13 protein-coding genes are annotated in these 17,677 nt (G+C 73.5%); 6 read left to right on the forward strand and 7 right to left on the reverse strand.

Features of this window, described 5'->3' with window-relative positions; all coding sequences use genetic code 11:
* Positions 1-209 precede the first annotated feature (209 nt).
* The 4 genes from infB to ACI3EY_RS09875 form a co-directional block, all read right to left on the reverse strand.
* Positions 210-3,056 carry a translation initiation factor IF-2 gene (gene infB / locus ACI3EY_RS09860; protein WP_405040292.1) on the reverse strand — a complete coding sequence of 949 codons (2,847 nt, stop codon included), beginning with the start codon at positions 3,054-3,056 and terminating at the stop codon, positions 210-212.
* Positions 3,057-3,251: 195 nt separating this feature from the next.
* Entirely contained in the window at positions 3,252-3,509 is a 258-nt protein-coding gene (locus ACI3EY_RS09865; protein ID WP_405040293.1) for a YlxR family protein, read from the reverse strand.
* Positions 3,510-3,585: 76 nt separating this feature from the next.
* Positions 3,586-4,617, reverse strand: a complete 1,032-nt coding sequence (nusA, locus tag ACI3EY_RS09870) for a transcription termination factor NusA (protein ID WP_405037522.1) — start codon at positions 4,615-4,617, stop codon at positions 3,586-3,588.
* Positions 4,617-5,132 (reverse strand): ribosome maturation factor RimP, encoded by a 516-nt coding sequence (locus tag ACI3EY_RS09875; RefSeq protein ID WP_405040294.1) that lies wholly within the window; start codon positions 5,130-5,132, stop codon positions 4,617-4,619. The genes nusA and ACI3EY_RS09875 overlap by 1 nt, the downstream gene beginning before the upstream one ends.
* Positions 5,133-5,225: 93 nt before the next feature.
* On the opposite strand from ACI3EY_RS09875, the gene ACI3EY_RS09880 reads away from it, so the two are divergent.
* Genes ACI3EY_RS09880 through ACI3EY_RS09895 form a run of 4 tightly spaced genes read left to right on the forward strand, consistent with a single transcriptional unit; the run spans position 5,226 to position 10,709 of the window.
* A complete protein-coding gene (locus ACI3EY_RS09880; protein WP_405040295.1) occupies positions 5,226-6,203 on the forward strand; it encodes a ferritin family protein in 978 nt (325 codons plus the stop codon).
* 53 nt (positions 6,204-6,256) lie between these two features.
* Entirely contained in the window at positions 6,257-8,266 is a 2,010-nt protein-coding gene (locus tag ACI3EY_RS09885; protein ID WP_405040296.1) for a thioredoxin domain-containing protein, read from the forward strand.
* Positions 8,267-8,277: 11 nt separating this feature from the next.
* Positions 8,278-9,447: an LCP family glycopolymer transferase gene (locus ACI3EY_RS09890; protein ID WP_405037518.1), complete on the forward strand. Its 1,170-nt coding sequence runs from the start codon at positions 8,278-8,280 to the stop codon at positions 9,445-9,447.
* Entirely contained in the window at positions 9,444-10,709 is a 1,266-nt protein-coding gene (locus tag ACI3EY_RS09895) for a CapA family protein (protein ID WP_405040297.1), read from the forward strand. The genes ACI3EY_RS09890 and ACI3EY_RS09895 overlap by 4 nt, the downstream gene beginning before the upstream one ends.
* Before the next feature lie 10 nt (positions 10,710-10,719).
* Here ACI3EY_RS09895 and ACI3EY_RS09900 read toward each other — a convergent pair whose 3' ends face one another.
* The 3 genes from ACI3EY_RS09900 to ACI3EY_RS09910 all read right to left on the reverse strand — a co-directional run bounded on the left by ACI3EY_RS09900 (position 10,720) and on the right by ACI3EY_RS09910 (position 14,682).
* Positions 10,720-11,514: a TSUP family transporter gene (locus ACI3EY_RS09900; protein WP_405040298.1), complete on the reverse strand. Its 795-nt coding sequence runs from the start codon at positions 11,512-11,514 to the stop codon at positions 10,720-10,722.
* Between the two features lie 12 nt (positions 11,515-11,526).
* Positions 11,527-13,338, reverse strand: coding sequence for a proline--tRNA ligase (locus ACI3EY_RS09905; protein WP_405040299.1), 1,812 nt, complete (start codon positions 13,336-13,338; stop codon positions 11,527-11,529).
* A gap of 102 nt (positions 13,339-13,440) precedes the next feature.
* Entirely contained in the window at positions 13,441-14,682 is a 1,242-nt protein-coding gene (locus tag ACI3EY_RS09910; RefSeq protein ID WP_405040300.1) for a cysteine desulfurase-like protein, read from the reverse strand.
* Between the two features lie 59 nt (positions 14,683-14,741).
* Here ACI3EY_RS09910 and ACI3EY_RS09915 point away from each other — a divergent pair, with 59 nt between their 5' ends.
* Both ACI3EY_RS09915 and ACI3EY_RS09920 read left to right on the forward strand, forming a co-directional pair.
* Complete coding sequence (locus tag ACI3EY_RS09915; RefSeq protein ID WP_405040301.1) at positions 14,742-15,575, forward strand: alpha/beta hydrolase; 834 nt, start codon at positions 14,742-14,744, stop codon at positions 15,573-15,575.
* 31 nt (positions 15,576-15,606) lie between these two features.
* A complete protein-coding gene (locus ACI3EY_RS09920) occupies positions 15,607-17,673 on the forward strand; it encodes a prolyl oligopeptidase family serine peptidase (protein WP_405040302.1) in 2,067 nt (688 codons plus the stop codon).
* The last annotated feature ends 4 nt before the right edge of the window (positions 17,674-17,677 follow it).

Below are 17,677 nucleotides of genomic sequence, written 5' to 3' on the forward strand. Positions count from 1 at the left end.
GTCCTCCTCGGTCGTCTCGTCGTCTCGGCCCGCTGCCGCGGGCGAGGTCCATCCTACGGACCGTCCGGGGACGGTCCGGTGCCGTGCCACCACAGGCCCGGGGGGGGGGGGGGGGGGGGGGGGCGGGGGGGGGGGGGGGGGGGTGGGGGTGCAGCGCCCGGACCCGCGGTCGCGGGTCCGGGCCTGTGGGGTCGTGCGTGCCTGGGCACTCAGCTGCGGGGGATCTCCCGCATCTCGTAGGTGGTGATCAGGTCGTCCGGCTGCAGGTCGTTGAACGACCCGAGGTTGATGCCGCACTCGAAGCCCTCGCGGACCTCGGTGACATCGTCCTTGAAGCGCCGCAGACCAGCGATCTCCAGGCCCTCGGTGACGACCACGCCGGCACGGGTGATGCGCGCCTTGGCGCCACGGCGGATCTCGCCACCGCGGACCAGGCAGCCCGCCACGTTGCCGAACTTGGAGCTGCGGAAGATCTCGCGGATCTCGGCGGACCCGGTCTCGAACTCCTGGTACTCCGGCTTCAGCATGCCGGTCAGCGCGTTCTCGATGTCCTCGATGGCCTGGTAGATCACCGAGTAGTACCGGATCTCCACGCCTTCCTTGTCGGCGTAGTCGGCGTTCTGGCCCTCCGCCCGGACGTTGAAGCCCAGGATGATGGCGTCCGAGGCGACCGCGAGGTTGATGTTGTTCATCGTGATCGCACCCACACCGCGGTCGATGATCCGCAGGTCGACCTCGTCGCCGACGTCGATCTGCAGCAGCGCGTCCTCGAGCGCCTCCACCGAACCGGAGACGTCACCCTTGAGGATGAGGTTGAGGGTCTCGACCTTCCCTTGGGCCAGGGCCTGGTTGAGGTCCTCCAGGCTGATCCGCTTGCGCGACTTGGCCAGCGCGGCCTGCCGGTCGGCAGCCTCACGCTTCTCGGCGATCTGCCGCGCGGTCCGGTCGTCCGGCGGCACCACGAAGGTGTCGCCGGCCCGGGCCACGGTGTCCAGACCCAGCACCTGCACGGGACGCGACGGCGGCGCCTCGGTCAGGTTGTTGCCGTGCTCGTCGAGCATGGCCCGCACACGACCGTGGCTGGAGCCGGTGACGATCGAGTCCCCGACCCGCAGGGTGCCCTGCTGGATGAGCACGGTCGCGACCGCACCCCGGCCCTTGTCCAGGTTCGCCTCGATGGCCACGCCACGGGCGTCCTTGTTCGGGTTGGCCCGCAGGTCGAGCGCCGCGTCCGCGGTCAGCAGGACGGCGTCGAGAAGGCTCTCGATGTTGAGCTCGTTCTTGGCCGACACGTCGACGAACATCGTCTCGCCGCCGTACTCCTCGGCGATGAGGTTGTACTCGGTGAGCTGCTGGCGCACCTTCGCCGAGTTGGCACCCTCCACGTCGATCTTGTTGACGGCGACCACGATCGGCACGTCCGCGGCCTGGGCGTGGTTCAACGCCTCGATGGTCTGCGGCATGACGCCGTCGTCGGCGGCGACCACCAGGATGGCGATGTCCGTGACCTTGGCGCCACGGGCACGCATGGCCGTGAAGGCCTCGTGTCCCGGGGTGTCGATGAACGTGATGGCGCGCTCGGCACCCTCGTGCTCGGTGTGCACCTGGTAGGCACCGATGTGCTGGGTGATGCCACCCGCCTCGTCGGCGGCGACGTCCACCCGCCGGATGGCGTCCAGCAGGCGCGTCTTGCCGTGGTCCACGTGACCCATGACGGTGACAACCGGCGGCCGGGCCACCAGGTCCTCGTCGGCCTCTGCCTGGGCCTCTGCCTCGAGGTCGATGTTGAAGGAGCTGAGCAGCTCGTGCTCCTCCTCCTCCGGGGACACCACACGGATGTTGTAGTCCAGCTCGGAGCCGAGCACCGAGAAGGTGTCCTCGTCCAGCGACTGCGTCGCGGTCGCCATCTCGCCCAGGTGGAACAGGACGGTCACCAGCGATGCCGGGTCGACGTTGATCTTGTCCGCGAAGTCGGTGAGCGAGGCACCGCGGCGGACCGTGATGCTCATGCCGTTGCCGCGCGGGATGCTGACGCCACCGATGCTCGGTGCCTGCATCTGCTCGAACTCGGCACGCTTGGCCCTCTTGGACTTCCGTCCGCGGACCTTGCTGCCGCCGCGCCCGAAGGCACCCTGCGTGCCACCGCGTCCGCGGGGGCCGCCACCGCGGCCGCCGGGGCCACGGAACCCACCGGGTCCGCCGGCGGGTGCACCACCGGGGCCACCGCCGGGACGTCCACGACCGCCGCCGCCACCGCGGGTCGGGCGCTCGCCCGGACGGGGGACGGAGGCGCGCTCGGGCATCATCCCCGGGTTGGGGCGGGGGCCGCCGGGACGCGGGCCACCGGGCCCGGCCGGACGCTCGCTGCCGGGACCACGGCTGCCACCGGGACGGGGCATACCCTGGCTCGGCGCGAAGGGGTTGTTCCCGGGACGGGTGCTGGCCGGACGCTCGGAGGAGCCGCCCTGCCCGCTCGACCTGTCCGGGCCGCCCCGCCGGTCACGGGACTGGCCCATGCCCTGGTTGGAGCTGAACGGGTTGTTGCCCGGTCGGGGCCCGGGCTTCACGCCGGGACGCGGGCTCTTCGGCGAGGCCTTGGCCGCGGGAGCGGCCGGGGTGGGCTCCGCGGGAGCCGGGCCGGGGGTCGCCGGCTTCGGCGTGGCGGCCTGCTCGGTCGGCGCGCCGGGCGTCGGCTCGGGGCTGGCGGGCTCGGCCTGCCGGGGCGCGGGGCGCTTCGGCTCCTCGCTGGCGGCCGGGGCCGGTGTGGCTGCCGGCTTCTTCGGGCCGGGCTGCGGACTGCTGGGGCGCGCCGGACCGGGGGTCGGCGCCTTCGGGGCAGCGGCCTGCGGGCCGGGCTTGGTGGCGGGAGCCTTGGTGTCCTCGTCGGCGCCCTTCGCGGCGGCCGGCGGGTTCTCCCGGATCTTGCGGACCACGGGGGGCTCGATGGTCGACGACGCCGACCTCACGAACTCTCCCTGGGTCTTCAGGTGGGCGAGCAGCTCTTTGCTCTCGACCCCGAGCTCCTTGGCGAGCTCGTAAACCCTGAGCTTTGGCACGGTGTGGTGTCTCCTTGTGGTTGCGCCACGGCCGTGCCCCGCACAGGGGTGACCGTGACTAGTGCTGCTGGGTGCTCATCGCTGAGTACTCATCGGGTGCTCATCAGCGTCAAACCCGCTTCCGGTGTCCTCGATGACAGGCCCGGTCGGACCCGCCCTTGCTTCCTGACCGCGCCGGGTGGCCCGGTCAGACTGTCACGTGCTCTGCTGCGCCATCCGCTCCTCGACCTCCGCCAGCTCCACCTCGCTCCCCGCCGGCAGGCGGAGGGCGCGGGTGAGACCTCGACGGGTGATCGCGGACCGCAGGCACTGCGGGTCACGGTGCAGGTAGGCACCACGGCCCGGCTCGCGTCGACGCTCGTCCACCAGGATCCTCCACCGGGTGGTGGATCCGTCCGGGCGGGCGACGACCCGCAGCAGTGCTGACTGTTCGTCCCGGGATCGACATCCCACACAGGTGCGCACCGGCGTCTGCCGAGCACGCCCGTCCCGTGCGTCTGCGAGCTCGGTCCGGACAGTTGGACCCATCTTACATGCCGGGGGCGTCGGCCCCCGCCGTGGACCCGCCGTCGACCAGCTCCTCGGTGTCGGCGCGGATATCGATCTTCCAGCCGGTCAACCGGTTGGCCAGCCGTGCGTTCTGGCCCTCGCGACCGATGGCCAGCGAGAGCTGGTAGTCGGGGACGACCACCCGGACCTGCTTCGTCTTGAGGTCGACCACCCGGGAGGAGGCGACCTTGGCCGGCGAGAGCGCCGCGGCCACGAACCGGGCCGGGTCCTCGTCGTAGTCGACGATGTCGATCTTCTCACCCTGCAGCTCGGCCATCACCGCACGCACCCGCTGACCCATCGGCCCGATGCAGGCCCCCTTGGCGTTCACGCCGGGGACCGTGGAGTGCACGGCCATCTTGGTCCGGTGTCCCGCCTCGCGGGCGATCGCGGCCACCTCGACGGTGCCGTCGGCGATCTCCGGCACCTCCAGCGCGAAGAGGCGTCGGACCAGGTTCGGGTGGGTGCGGGACAGCATCACCTGCGGGCCACGCATACCGCGCTTGGCGCTGACCACGTAGCAGCGCAGCCGCTGCCCGTGCTGGTACGACTCCCCCGGCACCTGCTCGGCCAGCGGCAGCTCACCCTCGACGGTACCGAAGTCGACCAGCACGAAACGCGGGTCGCTGGACTGCTGGATGATGCCCGAGGCGATGTCGCCCTCGCGTCCTCGGAAGTCGCCCAGGACCGCGTCGTCCTCGAGGTCCCGCATCCGTTGGGTGATCACCTGCCGGGCGGTGGAGGCCGCGACCCGGCCGAACCCCTCCGGCGTGTCGTCGTACTCGGGGCCGGGCTCGCCGCGGGTGCCGTCCTCGGCCACCTCGGGTGCCTCGCGGGCCCAGACCGTGACGTGCCCGCTGGAGCGGTCCAGCTCCACCCGGGCGTGCCGGGCGTGGCCGTCCTCGCGCTGGTATGCCGACAGCAGTGCCTGCTCGATCGCCTCGACGATGATGTCCATCGGGATCTCGCGCTCACGCTCCAGCAGCCGCAGCGCAGCCATGTCGATATCCATCAGTCGTCCTTTCGGTCGGGGCGCGAGAACTCCACCTGAACCGTCGCCTTGGTGATGTCGGTCGGGGTGAGCCGGTCGGTGCCGTGCTCACCCTCGACAGTGAGCTCGTCCGGAGCTGCGGAAGTGAGTCGTCCGGTGAGCGTGGAGCCGTCGGTCCTGGTCACCTTCACCAGCCGGCCCACGGAGCGGCGGAACTGGTCGGCGGTGGTCAGTGGGCGGTCCAGACCGGCCGAGCTGACCTCCAGGGTGTAGGGGCGCTCCCCCATCGCGCCACAGCTGTCCAGGGCGTCGGAGATCTCCCGGGTGGCCGCCGCGACCTCGTCGAGGCTGAGCGGCTCCACGCCACTGGTGGTGTCCTCGGCCGCGAGGTCGGAGACGTCACGGGCCAGCAGGATGCGTACCAGGCGCCGACGTCCCGCCTCCTGGACGGTCGCCCCGTCGACGACGACCTCGCCGCCGGACAGGGCCCGGGAGGAGTGTTCGGTGATCGTCGCGGCGACTGCGCGGGCGTCCATGGGTGCTCCTCCGTCTCTTCTGCTGTGGGCCGTCGGGCGGGCACCCAAGGGTGCCGGACCGTCCGACCGGAAACGCTCACCCTACCGTCTGAGATGATCGCCGTCATGCCTGCCGCCCCGTCCCGACGTGCCGTCCTCCGGCTGGGCGGGCTGGGTCTGGCCGCGGTCGCGGTCTCCGGCTGCAGCGGGGACCGGCGACGCACGCCCTGGTCCCCGAGCCCGGGGGTGGAGGAGGCCGACCCGTCCCCGCCGCCGGACACCGAGCTGCTGGTGGCGGCCCGTGACCGGGTCGCCCGCTACCGCACGATGCTCGCCGGCGTCACCCCCGAGGGCTCGGGACAGCGGGCCGAGGTGAATGGCCGTCAGGAGGTGTGGCCGGTCCAGCAGGAGCGTCTGGAGACGCTCCTCTCCCTGTCCGGGGTGGAGCCGGCGCCGGCCGACGACGCGGCCCTGACCTCGGCGCCCGAGGGCGGGAGCAGCACCGGTGCCCCGGTGGCCGTGGCGGACCTCGCGCAGGCGCTGCTGGCGGACCTGCCCACGGCCTTCGCGGAGGTGGCCCGCTCGACCCCGACCAACCGCGCGATGCTGACCTCGCTGGCCGCCGAGCACGCGTTCGCGGCGCAGGCCCTGGGGGCGGACCCGCCGTGGCCGATGCTGGTCGGGCCCGCCGGGACCGCGGCGGTGCCGGTGCTCGGCGCCACCCGCCCGGCCGCCGTCGGCCTCGAGGTGGTCGCCGCCCGCTCGGGTGGTGAGGAGCGCGAGCGCTACGAGTCGATCCTGGCCTCGCTGCAGGCGATCACCCGCACGCTGACCACCCTGGCCGGGGACGCCGCCCCGGTCCCCCCGCTCGGCTACGACCTGCCGGAGCCGCTGGACACCGCCGACCAGCGCGCGGAGCTGGCCCGGACCCTGGTGCTGGACATCGCCCCGGCGGTGCTGTCCGTGGCCGACCGTGCCGGCAGCTCCGCGGAGCAGGTCCGGTCCCTGGTCCGGATCGTGGTGGAGGCCAGCACCTGGGGCCGCCGGCTCGGCGCGCCGGTGGACGCCTTCCCCGGGATGACCCTGCCCTGAGCCGGCTCCCGGCCCCACCGGGGCCCGCGGGGCGGGATGGCAGGGTGGGACCCGTGACCAACCGACTCGCCGCCAGCACCTCGCCCTACCTGCTGCAGCACGCCGACAACCCCGTGGACTGGTGGGAGTGGGGCGAGGACGCCTTCGCCGAGGCGCGGCGCCGGGAGGTGCCGGTGCTGCTCTCGGTGGGTTACGCCGCGTGCCACTGGTGCCACGTGATGGCGCACGAGTCCTTCGAGGACCCTGGGGTGGCGGAGGCGATCTCCGGTTTCGTCGCCGTCAAGGTGGACCGCGAGGAGCGCCCCGACGTGGACGCGGTCTACATGAGCGCGACCACCGCCCTCACCGGGCAGGGCGGGTGGCCTATGACCTGCCTGCTGACCCCCGAGGGGGAACCGTTCTGGGCCGGCACCTACCTGCCCCGGGAGGATCTCCTGCGTCTGCTGGAGGCCGCCGGTGAGCAGTGGCGTGCCGACCCGGAGCGGCTGCGCGGTGGCGCCCGGCAGATCCTGAGCGCCCTGCGTGAGGCCCAGGAGCGTGGAGCCGCGACGGGACCGGGCGCGCGCCCCGGGGACGGGACCGCACAGGCCCTCGGACCCGAGGACCTGGCGGCGGCCACCGAGGGCCTGCGTGGGGATCAGGACCACCAGTGGGGCGGCTTCGGCGGCGCCCCGAAGTTCCCGCCGTCCATGGTGCTGGCCTTCCTGCTGCGTCAGCACGGGCGTACCGGTGACCCGGGGACGCTGGACATGGTCCGCGACACCTGCGAGGCGATGGCCAGGTCCGGTCTCTACGACCAGGTCGGCGGCGGCTTCTCCCGGTATGCCGTGGACCGCGCGTGGGTGGTGCCGCACTTCGAGAAGATGCTCTACGACAACGCCCTGCTGCTCGGTGTCTACGCCGACCTGGCACGGCTGGACGAGGCCTCGCGCCCGTGGGCGGAGCGGGTGGTCCGGGAGAGTGTCGAGTGGTTGCTCCGGGAGCTGTGGACCGAGCAGCAGGCCTTCGCCAGCTCGCTGGACGCGGACACCGCCGGGGTGGAGGGGGCGACCTACGTGTGGTCCCCTGAACAGCTGCGGCAGACCCTGGGTGAGGAGGACGGTCGGCGCGCCGCGGACCTGCTGGGCGTCACCGAGGCAGGGACCTTCGAGCACGGGGCCTCCACCCTGCAGCTGCGCGAGGACCCCGAGGACGCCGCCTGGTGGGCGGGCGTGCGCCAGCGCCTGGACGTGGCCCGCAGCCTGCGTACGCAGCCGGCCCGGGACGACAAGGTGGTCACCGCCTGGAACGGGCTCCTGGTGTCCTCGCTGGCCCACGCCGGCTGGGTCCTCGAGGAGGACGACTGGGTGGACGTCGCCGCTCGGTGCGCGGACTTCCTGCTGGCCACGCACGTGCACGAGGGCCGCCTGCACCGCAGCTCCAAGGACGGGGTGCGCGGCACCGCGCTGGGCGTCGCGGAGGACTACGGCGCCCTGGCCGACGGGCTGCTGACCCTGCACAGGGTGACCGGGGCCCAGCGGTGGCTGGACGCGGCGGGAGCGCTGCTGGACGCCGCCCTCGACCTGTTCGGGACCGACGACGGCGGGATCGCCGCCACCGGGCACGACGCCGAGCGACTGGTGCTGGCGCCGACGACCACCGGCGACAACGCCGAGCCCGGCGGGCTCTCCGCGATCGCGGTGGCCCTGGTCCGGCACGGGGCGCAGGGCAGCCGTTCCGACCACCTCCGGCGCGCCGAGCGGGCCCTGCTCCACGCCGCGCCGCTCGCGCGGCAGGCCCCCCGGTTCGCCGGCTGGGCGCTGGTCGCCGCGGAGGAGCTCGTGGCCGGCCCGACCACGGTGCGCCTCTCACCGGCCGCCGCCGGCGAAGGGCGGGACGACGCGCTCGGGCGGGCGGCGCGGCATACCCCGGCGGCCACCTTGGTCGTCGACGGTGACCCGGCGTTGAGCACCGGCCCGGAGGCGCGCACGGCGATGGTCTGCCGCGGCACGGTGTGCGACCTGCCCACCCGCGACCCACGGGACCTGCCCTCCCCGGCTGACGTCGGCACCGGGCTCGGGTGATGATGGGACGCATGCGACGCCGACTCCTCTGCCTGGGGCTGGCCGCCGGCCTGGTCCTGTCGGCGTGCGGGGACGGTGAGGACACCGTCTCCGCCCCGACCACCCCGGACCCGGTGGTGGCCACCGCCACCGAGGCCCCCGCCCCTGACCCCTCCCCCTCGACCGACACCGCCGACGCCACGAGCACCCCGACGGCGTCCGACACCTCGGACAGCACCGCGGGCACGGCCGACGCCGGGCGCGCCACCGGTACCCCGGAGGAGCCCGCCGCGCCGTCCACTCAGGAGGCCACGGCAGCTCCGTCCACGGAGGAGGAGACGGAGCAGCCTTCGGAGGAGCCGGCCACGGCGCTGGAGGACGGCCCCGTCAACGTGCTGCTGATCGGCACCGACGCCCGCGACCCGTCCTCGATGAGCGGGCAGGCCGACACCATCATGCTGCTGCACCTGCCCGCGGACCGGGACCGCGCGGCGTTGATCTCCTTCACCCGAGACATGTGGGTGGACATCCCCGGGCTGGGGTCGGGCAAGATCAACTCCGCGTTCGCCCGCGGCGGCACGGACACGCTGGCCGCGACGGTCTCCGGGATGCTCGGGGGCGTGGACATCGACCACACCGTGCAGGCCAACTTCCAGGGCTTCATCAACCTCACCCGGTGGCTGGAGGGGATCGAGGTCGACAACCAGTACGCGACCACGGTCACGGTGGAGTCGACCGGGCGTCAGATCGCCTTCACCGAGGGCCCGCTGCGGTTGGAGAACACCGACGCCCTGATCTACGCCCGCCAGCGGATGGGTCTGCCCCTGGGCGACCTGGACCGCACCGAGCGTCAGCGCGCGGTGATGATCGGGATCATCGACCGGATGCAGGAGCGGCTCGAGGACGACCCCGCGGCCTTCCCCGAGCTGGTCCGCAACCTGCACGGCAACGTCCGCGTCACCGGTGGACTGGACGCCGCCGACATGATCGGGCTGGTCCCGCTGATGGCCGAGCTGGACCCCGAGGACACGCTGTCGCTGATGGTGCCGGTGACCGGTTTCGGCACCGTCGAGGGCGCGTCCGTCAACCTGGTCGACGAGGCGCGCACCGCCGCCCTCGGCGAGGCCCTGCGCGAGGACGACCTGGACGGGTACGTGCAGCAGTACGGCACCGGCTACGCCCCGGGCGGAGGGCGCCGGTGACCCGCGCCCGCGCGCTGGCGGTGGCGGCGGGCGTGGCCCTGGCCCTCACCGCCTGCCAGCCGGGGCCGGGGGACGTGCCCGAGGACGAGGCCGCCGCCCCCACGAGCGGGGAGTCGGCTTCGCCGCCCGCCGCGACGAGCGAACCGGGGCCTGAGTCCGGGTCGGAGCCGACGACGACCGAGCCTGAAGGTGCGCTGGAGGTGAGCCTCGCGGCGATCGGTGACGTGCTGCCCCACCACACGCTGAACCGCTCGGCCAGCGCCTATGCCGGCGGCGGGGAGGGTGAGTACGACTACGCCCCGATGCTCGCTGACGCCGCCCCGTTGCTCACCGGCGCCGACCTGTCGCTGTGCCACCTGGAGACCCCCGTCTCGGCGGACAACACCCAGCTGTCGGTGCCGGACACGCTCACCTTCAACTCGCCCCACCAGCTCGTCGACGCGCTCGCCGGGGCGGGCGTGGACGGCTGCGACTTCGCCTCGAACCACACGATGGACCGAGGGATGGCCGGGATCGCCACCACCGAGCAGGTGCTGCGCGAGGCCGGTCTCGGGTATGCCGGTCCCGCCGCCGAGGAGGACCGGGCCGGGGTGGCGGAGGTGTACGACGTCGAGACCGCGGACGGGGCGCGGGCCCGGGTGGCCCACCTGGCCTACACCTACACCTATCCCAACGACGGCAGCCCGACCACCCACATCCCGGGCGAGGCCCCGTGGCTGGTCGAGTCCTCGTGGCCATCGATCGGCGGCCAGGGGATCCGGGAGCAGGCGGCCACCGCCCGCGAGGAGGGCGCCGACTTCGTGGTCGTCTCGATGCACTGGGGGCAGGAGTACCAGGCGGAGCCGACCGCCGACCAGACCCGTCTGGCGCAGGAGCTCCTCGGCTCCTCGGACGTGGACCTCATCCTGGGGACGCATGCCCACGTCATCCAGCCGTGCCAGCAGGTCGACGGCAAGCACGTGCTCTACGGGCTGGGCAACTTCCTGTCCAACCAGAGCCCGCAGACCAACGTGAACCTGGGTCCGGGCACCCAGGAGGGGATGATCGCGCTGGTCACCCTGCGCCGGGACGAGCAGGGCACCGTCACCACCGAGCTCGCCTACCAGCCGACCCGGGTCGAGATCTCCCCCGAGGTCGTGCCCAGCCACCTGGTCCGGCTGGTCTCGCCGAGCAGCTACCCGGAGACGTGGGAGCGGACGGCCGCCACCGTCGACCAGCTCGGCGGCTGCGAGGCCGAGCAGCTCGACCCCGACCGGCCCTGATCCACCGGGCTCACCCGAGGAACTGGACCCAGGTGTCGTAGCCGATCTTGAGGATGAAGGCCACCACGAGCACCACGAACACCGACCGCACGAAGCCGCTGCCCCGGGCCACCGCCACCCGGGCGCCCAGGTAGCCGCCGAGGATGTTGCCCACGCCCATCAGCAGACCCACCGGCCAGATCACCGCGCCCTGCGGCACGAACACGACCAGCGCCGCCAGGTTGGTGGCGAGGTTCGCGATCTTGGCCTTGGCGCTGGCCTCCAGGAAGCCGTAGCCGAGGGCACTGACGAGCGCGAACACGAAGAAGGACCCGGTGCCCGGGCCGAGGGCACCGTCGTAGGCACCGACCGCGAGCCCGATGACCGCCGCGGTGCCCAGGTGCCGGCGCCTCGAGTGGCCGAAGCGCAACGCCTGCATCTGGCCCATCGTGGGCCGAGCCAGCGTGTAGCAGCCCACCACCACCAGCACCACCAGGATGATCGGGTTGAAGGCCTCCTTAGTGATCAGGAAGGCCAGGGCGGCGCCGCCCAGACTGCCCACGAAAGCCGCTGCGGCCAGCGGCAGCGCGGTCCGCAGGTCGGGGCGGATCCGTCGGACGTAGGTGATCGAGCTCACCGTGGTGCCGCAGATCGACCCCACCTTGTTGGTCGCCAGCAGCTGCACGGGGGTGGCGCCGGGCAGCCCCACCAGCAGGGCCGGCAGCTGGATCAGCCCACCGCCGCCGACGACGGCGTCGATGAAACCGGCTGCCAGCCCGGCCAGGGCCAAGAAGACCAGGACACCCGGGTCCAGGCTCTCCAGCACCGGGGTCGGCGCTCAGTCGCCTGCGGGTGCGCTGCCGCGCACCTCGGCGAGGACCTCCCCGACCGCGCGCTCCACCGCGACCTCACGGCGGGTGCCGCTGAGCCGGTCCTTGATCTCGATCACACCGTCGGCCAGGCCCTTGCCCACCACCACGACGGTGGGGACACCGAGCAGCTCGGAGTCCTTGAACTTCACCCCGGGGCTCACCTTCGGCCGGTCGTCGTGGATGACCTCCAGGCCGGCGGCCGCGAGATCCTGCACCAGACGCTCGGCGTGCGCGAAGACCTCGGGGTCCCGGCCGGTGGCGACGACGTGCACGTCGGCGGGCGCCAGCTCGCGCGGCCACAGCAGACCGACCTCGTCGTGGGTCGCCTCGGCGACCGCAGCGACCGCCCGCGAGACGCCGACGCCGTAGGAGCCCATGGTGACGGTGACCAGCTTGCCGTTCTCGTCCAGGACCTTGAGGTCGAGCGCCTCGGCGTACTTGCGACCGAGCTGGAAGATGTGGCCCATCTCGATGCCGCGCGCCAGGGTCAGCGTGCCGGCCCCGTCCGGGCTGGGGTCGCCCTCCCGGATGGCCCCGGCCTGGATGACGCCGTCGGCGGTGAAGTCCCGGCCGTGGACGAGGTCGAAGACGTGCCTGCCGTGCGCGTCCGCGCCGGTGACCCAGGCGGAGCCGCGGGCGACCGAGGGGTCGAGCAGGTACCTGATCCCGCTGCCGCCGCGCTGCTCGCTGTCCGTCCCCAGCACCCCGGGGCCGATGTAGCCCTTGGCCAGCATCGGGTATGCCGCGAAGTCGTCCGCCTCGAAGGGTCGCCAGGTCGCGGGCGCCACCTGCGCCTCCAGGCGCTTGGCGTCGACCTCCCGGTCACCGGGCAGGCCGATCGCCAACGGCTCGGTGCGCCCGTCCGGGTGGGTGAGCAGGACCAGCACGTTCTTGAGGGTGTCCGCGGCCGTCCAGGAGCGGCCGTCCGCCCGCGGGTGCAGGGCGTCGGCCTGGGCGACCAGGGTCGCGATCGTGGGGCTGTCGGGGGTGTCCTCGACGTGGGCGGCCGGGGTGGCCGCCACCGTCGCCTCGTCGACGTCCGGTGCCTGCGGCACGACGACCGCCTCGACGTTGGCGGCATACCCGCTCGCCTCGCAGCGCACGAAGGTGTCCTCCCCGACCGGGCTCACCGCGAGGAACTCCTCGCTGGCCGAACCGCCCATCGCGCCGGAGTCGGCGTGCACGACGACGTAGTCGAAGCCGAGCCGGTCGAAGATCCGGACGTAGGCCTCCCGGTGCCGCTGGTAGGCGGCCTCCAGCCCGGCGTCGTCCACGTCGAAGGAGTAGGAGTCCTTCATGATGAACTCGCGACCGCGCAGCAGGCCGGCCCGGGGCCGGGCCTCGTCACGGTACTTGGTCTGGATCTGGTAGAGGGTCAGCGGCAGCTCCTTGTAGGAGCTGAACATGTCCTTGACCGCGAGGGTGAACATCTCCTCGTGCGTGGGACCGAGCAGCATGTCGACGCCCTTGCGGTCCTTCAGCCGGAACAGGTTCGGGCCGTACTCGGTCCACCTGCCCGTGGCCTCGTAGGGCTCGCGCGGCAGCAGCGCCGGGAAGGACAGCTCCTGGCCGCCGATGGCGTCCATCTCCTCGCGGACGACGGCCTCCACCTTGCGGAGCACCCGCAGCCCCAGCGGCAGCCACGAGTAGACGCCCGGGGCGGCACGGCGCACGTAGCCGGCGCGCACGAGCAGCTTGTGGCCCGGCAGCTCGGCATCGGCCGGGTCCTCGCGCAGGGTCCGCAGGAACAGGGTCGACAGGCGCAGCGGGCGCGTCACGTGGATGCACTCCTCGGGTGGGTGGGGCGGGTCCGGGACCGGACCCGGGTCAGGCCGTACGAGCGTACCTGCCCGGGCCGGCCGGGACCGCAGGCTTTTCGCTCAGCCGACGAGCTCGGCCACGCCCGCGACGAGCCGGTCCACCTCGGCCTCGGTGGTGTACGGGGCGATGCCGATCCGCACTCCCCCGGTGGTGCCGAGCCCGAGCCGCTGCGAGAGCTCCCAGGCGTAGAAGTGGGACGCGGGCGCGTTGACGCCCAGCCCGGCGAGGTGGGCGTGCACCGCGGCGCTCTCCGTCCCCCGGACGGTGAAGAGCAGGGTGGGCGTGCGGTGCGCGGCCCGCGAGTGCAGCCGCAGACCCTCGATCGCGCCCAGCCCGGCCTCGGCCCGGGCCAGCAGCGCGTCCTCGTGCTCCTCGATCACGGCGAAGGCGCGGGTCAGCCGTGCCGGACGCGAGTCCCCCGGAAGATCGCCGTCGCCGTCGCCGTCGGCGTCGGCGCCGCCGCCGAGACCGGCGAGCAGGTCGACGGCGGCGGTGGTGCCGGCCAGCAGCTCGTAGGGCAGCGTGCCGAGCTCGTACCGCTCCGGGACGGCGTCGCTGGAGGGCACCAGCTTGTCCGGGCGCAGGTCCTCGAGCAGGTCCGCCCGCCCGCACATCACGCCCAGGTGCGGGCCGAAGAACTTGTACGGCGAGACGGACAGCAGGTCGGCGCCCAGCTGCTCCCGGTCGACCCGGGCGTGCGCGGCCAGGTGGACCGCGTCCACGTGCACCAGCGCACCGGCGTCATGGCTGGCCCCGATGATCCGGCGCAGGTCCGGTCGGGTGCCGATCAGGTTGGCGGCACCCGTGACCGCCACCAGCCGGGTGCGCTCCGAGAGCACGTCGAGGACCTTCTCGACCGGCAGCTCACCGGTGTGCGGGTCCACCTCGGCCCAGCGCACCCGGGCCCCGACGGCCTCGGCGGCGAGGACCCACGGCCGGATGTTGCTGTCGTGGTCCAACGAGGTCACCACCACCTCGTCCCCCGCACCCCACCCGCGGCACCGGGCCAGGGTGCGCGCCATGTCCATGGTCAGTGCGGTCATGCTGCGCCCGAAGATGACCGTCGCGGGGTCGGTGCCCAGGAAGTCGCCCATCGCGCGCCGCGCGTCCTGCACGACCGTCTCGGCCCGTCGCTCCGAGGCGGTGACGCTCCCCCGGTTGGAGATCGAGCTCAGCATGGTCCCGGCGATCGCCTCGGCCACCGGGCGGGGTGTCTGCGACCCCCCGGGCCCGTCGAAGTGGGCGGTGCCCCCGTCCAGGGCGGGGAACTGGGCACGGAGGGCGTCGACGTCGAACGGCATACCTCCACCCTAGGGGGATCGCGGGGGACCGCACCGGACGGCAGCCCTACCCTGAGCGCATGGACCTGCGCGTGACCGACCTGGTGCCCGTCGACGAGCCCGGGATCCACGGCGACCTGCGGATCTGGTCCGACCTCGAGCTGCCCGGGCTGGGCCGACGGGCCGACGTCTACGTGTGGCTCCCGCCCGGCTACGCAGCGTCGCAGGAGCGTTACCCGGTCCTCTACCTGCACGACGGCCACAACCTCTTCCTGCCCGACCGCAGTTTCGCGGGCGCCGTCTGGGAGGTGGACCTGGCGATGTCGCGCCTCGCCGAGGACGGCATCGAGGCGATCGTCGTCGGGATCCCCTGCCACCCGGAGCAGCGCGGCCAGGAGTACACCCCGTACCCCCATCCCGAGCACGGTGGCGGCCGCGCCGACGACTACGTCACCTTCCTGGTGGACCAGCTCAAACCGGCCGTCGACGCCGCCCTGCGCACCCGGCCCGGGCGCGAGCACACCGTGGTGGCCGGCAGCTCCCTCGGCGGTGTCATCAGCGCCTACCTCTGGCAGCAGCGGCCCGACGCCGTCGGCGGGGCGGGCCTCTTCTCCCCCGCCTTCTGGTGGCCAGGCGAACGGTCCCTGACCGACCTCGAGCAGGCCCTGGCGGACGGGCTGGACGGCAGGGTCTACCTGGACGTCGGCGGGCACGAGCAGCCCGACGCCCCCGACGTCGAGGCCGCCTACGTCGCCGACGCGCAGCGGGTCCTGGCCGCCCTGCGCCGGGCCCGGGTCCCGGTCGGCTACCTCTACGACTCCGCCGCCCACCACCACGAGAGCGCCTGGGCGCGGCGTTTCCCGGCGGCAGCCGCGTGGCTGCTCCAGGGGTATGCCGTGACCGCCCCGTCGTAGCCCACGCACGTCATGTGATGAGGTGGGTGGCGTGAGCGACGCACCGATGCAGACCGACCCGTACCGCTGGCTCGAGGAGGTCGAGTCCGAGCAGGCGCTGGACTGGGTCCGCGAGCGCAGCTCCGCCAGCGAGCAGGCCCTGCAGGCGACCTCGCGCTACCCGCAGCTGCACGCCGGCATCCAGGACGCCCTGGAGGCCAGCGACCGGATCCCCCTGGTCTCCCAGGTCGGTGACCACCTCTACGGCTTCTGGACCGACGCCGAGCACCCGCGCGGGGTGTGGCGGCGCACTACCTGGGAGTCCTACCGCAGCACCGACCCCAGCTGGGAGGTGCTGGTCGACGTGGACGCGCTGGCCCGCGACGAGGACGTCCCGTGGGTGTGGCAGGGCGCCAGCATCCTGCGGCCCACGCTGGACCGCGCGCTGGTCCAGCTCTCCCGCGGCGGCTCCGACGCGGGCACCACCCGGGAGCTGGACCTGGGCACCGGCGACTGGGTCCCCGCACCGGAGGGCTTCACCAAGGGTGAGGCCAAGGGCCGGCTCGCGTGGCGGGACCGTGACCACGTCTACCTGACCACCGCCGCGGACCCGCTGGGGGCGACCCGTTCCGGCTACCCCCGGGCCGCAAGGCTCTGGCGGCGCGGCACCCCGGTCGAGCAGGCCGAGGTCGTGCACACCGTCCCCGAGGCGGACCTGGGCCTGTTCGCCCACCATGACCAGCAGCAGGACCGGACGGTGCTGCGCCGTGCGCTCGCGTTCTACCGGGAGCAGACGCTCGTGCTCAGCGGCGGCGTGGTGCGTCCCCTCGAGCTGCCCGACAGCGCCGACTCCTCCGTGCACGGCGACCACGTCGCGGTCCGGCTCCGGCACGCCTGGTCGCCGGCCGGCGAGGACGGTCCCGACTTCCCCGCGGGGAGCCTGGTCGTGGCGCCGCTGGCCCAGGTGCTCGACGACGCGGCGGGGGCGGCGTGGACGCCGCTCTTCGTCCCCGACGAGCGCACCGCGCTGGTGGACCTGACCTGGACCGCCACCCAGCTGGTGACGACCACGCTGAGCGACGTGCGGCATACCGTGCAGGCGCACCGCTGGACCGAGGACGGCTGGCGCAGCACCGACCTCACCGACGCCCTCGACATCGGGCTGCGCACGGTCGGCGTCGCGGCCGTCGACGACGACGACAGCGACGACCTGTGGCTGGTGACCACCGGCTTCCTCGACCCGATGACGCTGTCGCTGGCCCACCTCGACGACGCCGGCGACGGGGTGCGGGTGGAGCAGCTCAAGGCGGCACCGGCCCGCTTCGACGCAGCGGGGATGGCCGTCACCCAGGAGTGGGCGGTCTCGCAGGACGGCACCCGGGTCCCCTACTGGCAGGTCGGGCCGGCGGACCTGCCGCTGGACGGCACCACCCCCACCGTGCTGCACGGCTACGGCGGCTTCGAGCACGCCCTCACCCCCGCCTACGACCCGATCGTGGGCCGCTCCTGGCTGGCGCACGGTCACGTGCACGTGGTCGCCGGGATCCGCGGCGGCGGCGAGTTCGGCCCGCGCTGGCACCAGGCCGCGCTGCAGGAGCAGCGGCACCGCGCCTACGAGGACTTCGTCTCGGTCGCCCGGGACCTGGTCGGCCGGGGGGTGACCTCGGTGCCGCACCTGGGCACCACCGGCCGCTCCAACGGTGGCCTGCTGGTCGGCAACATGATCACCGGCTACCCGGAGGACTTCGGTGCGGTCGTCTGCCAGGTGCCGCTGCTGGACATGGGCCGCTACCACCACCTGCTGGCCGGGGCGTCCTGGATGGCCGAGTACGGCGACCCGGACGACCCCGAGCAGTGGGAGTGGCTGCGCACCTTCTCGCCCTACCAGCGCTTCGACCCGGACCGGCCGACCCCCGCGGTCTACCTGGCCACCTCCACCCGGGACGACCGGGTGCACCCCGGGCACGCGCGCAAGATGGCGGCCCTGCTCGAGGAGCACGGGCGCGACGTCACCTACTGGGAGAACACCGAGGGCGGGCACGGCGGCGCGAGCACGGCGGCGCAGTGGGCCACCTGGCACGCGTTGGCCTGGGCGTTCCTGCACGAGCGCCTGGCCTGAGGGC

Source organism: Serinicoccus shuyuelongi (assembly GCF_045032955.1).
GTDB lineage: Bacteria > Actinomycetota > Actinomycetes > Actinomycetales > Dermatophilaceae > Ornithinicoccus.